This is a genomic window from Ectopseudomonas oleovorans, from assembly GCF_003052605.1.
Taxonomy (GTDB): Bacteria; Pseudomonadota; Gammaproteobacteria; order Pseudomonadales; family Pseudomonadaceae; genus Aquipseudomonas; species Aquipseudomonas oleovorans_A.
Genome location: NZ_QASO01000012.1, coordinates 22,305 through 28,752, shown reverse-complemented (window position 1 = coordinate 28,752; position 6,448 = coordinate 22,305). Strand labels below are relative to the sequence as shown.

General features: G+C 58.4%; 3 protein-coding genes and 2 pseudogenes. 2 read left to right on the top strand and 3 right to left on the bottom strand.

The window, feature by feature from the left end; genetic code table 11:
* Positions 1-125, bottom strand: a pseudogene (locus DBO86_RS02445) (IS4-like element ISHch2 family transposase); the annotation flags it as partial.
* A 169-nt stretch (positions 126-294) separates the two neighbouring features.
* Here DBO86_RS02445 and darG point away from each other — a divergent pair.
* Together darG and DBO86_RS02435 are read left to right on the top strand one after the other, a co-directional pair.
* Entirely contained in the window at positions 295-1,353 is a 1,059-nt protein-coding gene (darG, locus tag DBO86_RS02440; RefSeq protein WP_108232894.1) for a type II toxin-antitoxin system antitoxin DNA ADP-ribosyl glycohydrolase DarG, read from the top strand.
* Between the two features lie 113 nt (positions 1,354-1,466).
* Complete coding sequence (locus DBO86_RS02435; RefSeq protein WP_108232893.1) at positions 1,467-4,481, top strand: type III restriction-modification system endonuclease; 3,015 nt, start codon at positions 1,467-1,469, stop codon at positions 4,479-4,481.
* 162 nt (positions 4,482-4,643) lie between these two features.
* On the opposite strand, the pseudogene DBO86_RS02430 reads toward DBO86_RS02435, so the two are convergent.
* Positions 4,644-5,114: pseudogene (locus tag DBO86_RS02430) on the bottom strand (RNA polymerase sigma factor); the annotation flags it as partial.
* Positions 5,115-5,186: 72 nt separating this feature from the next.
* On the bottom strand, positions 5,187-6,308 hold the full coding sequence (locus DBO86_RS02425; protein ID WP_108232895.1) for a beta-ketoacyl-ACP synthase III: 1,122 nt from the start codon (positions 6,306-6,308) through the stop codon (positions 5,187-5,189).
* Between the last annotated feature and the right edge of the window lie 140 nt (positions 6,309-6,448).

Below are 6,448 nucleotides of genomic sequence, written 5' to 3'. Positions count from 1 at the left end.
AGGAACAGGACGAGGTTCTTGAAGGTGAGCTGGCGTCGGCGGGTAAAGTCTTGAGGATTCTGGCGGTGGGCGGCGATGAAGGCGGGACAATCGAGCGGACTGGTTATTTTTTGTACAATTTTCAAACCAGGGCTTGGCTGGCGGTGTCAAGCGATGCGGTATAGGTAGTCAAAAGGGCTTCTCCCATGCACTGATTTGAGCGCTAATTATATGATATTTATGGATAATTTCCAAAGTTGATGACATTGCGGTCGAGCTACGCCCTGAGTGGTATTACTGAGTGAAGAGCCAGTCATGATCGAATTTACCAGCGGCGACATCCTGCGGGATGACTCCGAAGCCATCATCAACACCGTGAACTGTGTCGGTGTAATGGGCCGTGGCATTGCCTTGCAATTCAAGAATATGTGGCCGGAGAACTTCAAGGCTTACGAGGCGGCCTGCAAGCGTGAAGAGGTGCAGCCTGGTCGAATGTTCGTGTTCGACACCAACCAGCTCACGTCGCCACGTTACATCATCAACTTCCCGACCAAACGCCACTGGCGCGGCAAGAGTCGCTTGCAGGACATAGACGCAGGGCTCAGCGCCCTGGTGGCCGAGATTCACCGCCGTGGTATCCGCTCCATCGCCATTCCACCGTTGGGCAGCGGTTTGGGTGGGCTTGATTGGGCAGAGGTGCGCCCGCGTATCGAAGCAGCCATGGCCGATCTGCCGGACGTTCGCGTGCGCGTCTACGAACCCAAGGGTGCCCCCGCTGCAGACACCATGCACCACAGTCGCGAAGTGCCGAGCATGACCGCTGGGCGCGCCGCACTGGTGGAGCTGATGAATCGCTATGTTCGCGGCCTGCTTGACCCAACGATTAGCCTGCTGGAAGTACACAAGCTGATGTACTTCATGCAGGCAGCGGGCGAGCCGCTTCGCCTCAAGTATGTCCAAGCCCCCTACGGCCCGTACGCCGAGAATCTTCGGCACGTATTGCGCGCGATTGAAGGTCACCTTGTAGCGGGCTATGCCGATGGCGGTGATGCACCCGACAAACCCCTAACTCTGGTGCCTGGGGCGGTCGATGAGGCTAATGCTTTCTTGGCTGCCAATGCCGAGACACGGGCCCGTTTCGACCGGGTCGGCGAGCTGGTAGAGGGCTTCGAGACGCCCTTCGGTCTGGAGTTGCTGGCGACCGTGCATTGGATCGTCAAAGAGGGTGATCCGGTTACCAGCGTCGATGAGGTAGTCGCCCGCACCTACGCCTGGAATGCTCGCAAGAAGCAATTCACGCCACGCCAGATCGGTATCGCCGTAGATGTACTGGCAAGCAAAGGCTGGATCGAGCCCATAGCCCTGAGCGCCTGAAAAGACACCCTGAATCTGACTCCCCCTGCCGCCTTGCGGTATGGGGGAGTCGAGCAGCTAACTGACAGAATTTCTCGCCCTTGCCTGAAGGCGAGCTTGAAAATGGATTGAACATGAAACTGCACTTCGAGCCGGATCTCGACTATCAACTACAGGCTATCGAAGCGGTATGCGATCTGTTCCGTGGCCAGGAGGCGTGCCGTACCGAGTTCACGGTCACCATGAAGGCCCCCGCCCCGGCCGAAAGCGACCCGAGCAACGCGCCACAGCAGTTTGCCCTGGGCATTGCCGAATCCGACCTGGGTGTTGGTAACCGCCTGACCCTGCTTGATGATGAACTGCACAAGAACCTTAGGGACATCCAACTGCGCGGCGGGCTCCCGCCTTCCGGCATGCTCACGTCAGGCGACTTTACCGTCGAGATGGAGACCGGAACTGGCAAAACCTACGTGTACCTGCGCAGCATCTTTGAACTGAATAAACGCTACGGCTTTACCAAGTTCGTCATCGTGGTGCCGTCGGTTGCGATCAAGGAAGGCGTCTACAAGTCCCTACAGATCACCGAGGAGCACTTCAAAAGCCTTTATGCCGGCGTGCCCTACGACTACTTCCTGTACGACTCGAACAAGCTCGGCGAGGTACGCAACTTTGCGACCAGCTCAACCATCCAGATCATGGTGGTGACCGTAGGTGCGATCAACAAGAAGGACGTCAACAACCTCTACAAGGACAGCGAAAAAACCGGCGGCGAGAAGCCCATCGACCTGATCAAGGCAACTCGCCCGATCCTGATTGTCGACGAGCCGCAGAGCGTCGATGGCGGCCTTAAAGGGGCCGGCAAGACCGCATTGGATGCCATGAACCCGCTGTGCACCCTGCGCTATTCCGCAACCCACGTAGACAAGCACCACATGGTCTACCGGCTGGACGCGGTTGACGCCTACGAGCGCCGCCTGGTCAAACAGATCGAGGTGGCCTCGGCAACGATTGAGGATGCCCACAACAAGCCGTTTGTGCGGCTGGTAGCGGTCAGCAACAAGCGCGGCACGATTTCAGCCAAGGTCGAGTTGGATGTTGGCACTGCCACAGGCGGCGTATCCACCCAAGAGGTCACGGTCTACGACGGCGACGATCTGGAGCAGGCAACCAAGCGCGCCGTCTATAAAGACCTTCGCATTGGCGAAATAAATACCACCAAAGGCGAGGAGTTCGTTGAGCTGCGCTACCCAGGTGGCGAGAAGTACCTGCGCATTGGCGAGGTTCACGGCGGCGTGGAACCGTTGGCGATTCAGCGCGAAATGATCCGCCGCACGATCAAGGAGCACCTGGACAAGGAAAAGCGCTTTCGCCCGATGGGCATCAAGGTGCTGTCGCTATTTTTCATCGATACGGTCGAGCGTTATCGCCAGTACGACGCTGACGGCAATCCAGTGAAAGGCGTGTACGCGACCATCTTCGAAGAAGAATACAAACGTTTCGCCAAGCACCCGGACTACCAAAGCCTGTTCAGTGAGGTCGACTTCAACCACAGCGCTGAAGAGGTGCATAACGGCTACTTCTCCATCGACAAAAAGGGCGGCTGGTCTGACACCGCTGAGAATAACGCCGGCAACCGAGAAAACGCTGAGCGCGCCTACAACCTGATCATGAAGGACAAGGAAAAGCTGCTCAGCTTCAGCACACCGCTGAAGTTCATCTTCTCCCACTCGGCACTCAAGGAAGGCTGGGACAACCCCAACGTGTTCCAGATCTGCACGCTGCGTGACATTCAATCCGAGCGTGAGCGCCGACAGACCATTGGCCGTGGCCTGCGTCTGTGCGTTAACCAAAGTGGCGATAGGGTGCGCGGCTTCGAGGTGAACACCCTGACCGTGATTGCCACTGAGAGCTATGAAGCCTTCGCTGAAAATCTGCAGAAAGAGATTGAAGAAGACACGGGTATTCGATTCGGCATCGTCGAGGAGCATCAGTTCGCGGCTGTTGCCATCACCTGCGCAGATGGCGAGTCCCAACCGCTTGGCTTTGAGCAGTCGAAAGTACTCTGGGATTTCTTGAAAGCTCAGCAGTACGTGGACGCCAAGGGCAAGGTGCAGGACTCGCTGAAGCAGGCACTCAAAGATGGCCTGCTGCAACTCCCCCCCGAGTTCGAGGCGCAGCGCTCACAAATAGTTGAGTTATTGAAGAAAGTCTCTGGACGCCTGGAGATCAAAAACGCTGATGAGCGCCGTGCCGTCCCAACTCGCCAAGCCGTGTTGCAAAGCGAAGAGTTCAAAGCCCTTTGGGACCGTATCAAGCACCAGACCACCTATCGAGTTGACTTCAACAACGAACAACTGATCGCCGACTGCATCAATAATCTGCAGAAAGCGCCGGCAGTGTTCCGCCCTCGCCTGCAATGGCGCAAAGCGGATCTAGCCATCGGCAAGTCGGGCGTAGAAGCCAATGAGAAAAAAGGTGCCTACACCGTCACCCTGGACGAGAGCGATATCGAACTGCCGGATATTCTGACCGACCTGCAGGATCGCACGCAGCTCACTCGCCGCACCCTTGTGCGAATCCTCACTGAAAGCAAGCGCCTGGATGACTTCAAGCGTAACCCCCAGCAGTTCATTGAACTGGCGGGCGAAATCATCAACCGCTGCAAGCGCCTGGCGTTGGTCGACGGCATCAAGTACGTGAAACTGGGCGACGACAGTTTCTATGCCCAGGAGCTGTTCGAGCAGCAAGAGCTAACCGGCTACCTGAAGAACATGCTGCTTAATACGGAAAAGTCGGTCTATGAGCACGTGGTCTATGACTCCGCAATTGAGCGTGACTTCGCCCAAGCGCTCGAACACAACGATGCCGTAAAGGTTTATGCAAAGCTGCCTGGCTGGTTCCGCATCCCTACCCCACTCGGCAATTACAACCCCGACTGGGCAATACTGGTTGAGCAAGACGGCGCCGAACGCCTCTACTTTGTAGTGGAAACCAAAAGCAGCCTGTTCAATGATGACCTTCGCCCTATTGAGCAAGCGAAGATCGACTGCGGCACCGCTCATTTCAAACTGTTTGCAACCGATGAGGCCAGCTTGCGCTTCGGTCGAGCCAGTAGTGTGGATGATGTGATTGCTGGTGTGCTGAACTAGGCCAGCAGGATCAATTAAAACAACATGGTTCGAGCAAAGAGGTAGTGGAGAAGCGCTAATCAGCAACACCAAGTTGGCCTCGGCCAGGCCTTGTACAAAACCGCTGCGCGACCACTCAAAACTTTAAACTACAACTAAAGCAGAAGGCGTTATAGGGCGTGCCCGGTGCAGCAGCACCAGCACGCTGGCCTGCAACTCGGACAGGCTGGCCAATGTGTGTTCCAGGCACTCGCGCAGTTCGTCTTCGGTGAGCAGCGCTTCGGGGCTGTCCTGATGCCAGGCATGGGGCGCCAGCAGCCAGTGGCCGCCATCGGCGAAACGCTCGTCACCCACCGTGCCATGGGGCGCGGCCAGGTCGTCGAGCAGCACCTCGCGACGGTTGTGCTTGAGACGGGTCTTGGCAGTATTGGCGGTGATGGTCAGCAGCCAGGTCTTAAGACTGGAGCGCCCTTGAAAGCCTGCCAGGCTGCGCACCACGGCGAGCCAGGCATCCTGCACCACCTCATCGGCGTGGCGGCTGCCGACGATGGCGTAAGCCACCGCTCGCATCGCCCCCTGATAGCGAGCTACCAGCTCGCGATAGGCCGTCTGCTCACCGCTGAGCAGACGATCCAACAAATCGGTATCGCACATAGAACTCCCATGGGTAGGGCCTTGCGCGCACGATCAGACTCTGCGTACGCGCCAGGCATTCCTACAGAGAGTTCAACGCTTGCGCAAAATTACACTGCCGATCGAATAACCGGCGCCAAAGGAGCTTAGAACACCCAGGCTACCCGCCGGCAGGTCGTCCTGGTTCTTGTGCAGGGCGATCACCGAGCCGGCCGAGCTGGTGTTGGCGTAGGTGTCGAGGATCACCGGCGCCTCGTGCGGCTCGGCGTCGCGGCCGAGCAGCTTGCGCGCGATCAGCAGGTTCATGTTGAGGTTGGCCTGGTGCAGCCAGAAGCGCTTGACGTCGCTGACGTTGAGCTGGTTTTCCGCCAGGTGTGCGGCGATCAGCTCGGCGACCATCGGGCAGACGTCCTTGAACACCTTGCGGCCTTCCTGCACGAACAGCTTGTCCCTGGCACCGATACCCTCTTCCGCCGCGCGGTTGAGGAAGCCGAAGTTGTTGCGGATGTTGTTGGAGAACTGGGTAAGCAGCTTGGTGCTGACCACGTCGAACTGGTGCAGGGAGGTGGCCAGGTCGGCACGCTCGATGATCACCGCAGTGGCGGCATCACCGAAGATGAAGTGGCTGTCGCGGTCACGGAAGTTGAGGTGACCGGTGCAGATTTCCGGGTTGACCATGAGGATGGCGCGGGCCTGACCGGTCTGGATCGCGGTGGTTGCGGCCTGGATGCCGAAGGTGGCCGAAGAGCAGGCTACGTTCATATCGTAGCCCCAGCCCTGGATGCCCAGCGCAGCCTGCACTTCGATGGCTACCGCCGGGTAAGCGCGCTGCAAGTTCGAGCAGGCGACGATCACCCCATCGATATCGGCGACGGTCTTGCCGGCGCGCTGCAGCGCTTCCTTGGCGGCGATCACGGCCATTTCGCAGAGGATGCCCCACTCTTCGTTGGAACGCTCAGGGATACGCGGCACCATGCGCAGCGGATCGAGAATGCCTTCCTTGTCGATGACGAAACGGCTCTTGATGCCCGAGGCTTTTTCGATGAAGCCGCTGCTGGACTCGCTCAGCGCCTCCACCTCACCGCGGGCGATGGCCTCGGCATTATCGGCGTTGAACTGCTGCACATAAGCATTGAAGGATGCCACCAGCTCGTCGTTGGAAATGCTGTTGGCCGGGGTATAGAGGCCGGTACCACTGATGACGACGTTATGCACGCTCATTCCTCTTCTCGGCCGCTGGCGGCCTCAGGCAGTAGGCCGGCGACAATGGCGCAGGCCGAAAATCGGGAGACTTGGGCCAAGCTCTTGCGACGGTTGGCTCCGGGCCACTGAGTGTGCCACAGGGCGAGGGGGTT

Coding starts and splice junctions, on each gene's coding strand:
- darG (WP_108232894.1), top strand. CDS start 295: ATGATCGAATTTACCAGCGGCGACATCCTGCGGGATGACTCCGAAGCC.
- DBO86_RS02435 (WP_108232893.1), top strand. CDS start 1,467: ATGAAACTGCACTTCGAGCCGGATCTCGACTATCAACTACAGGCTATC.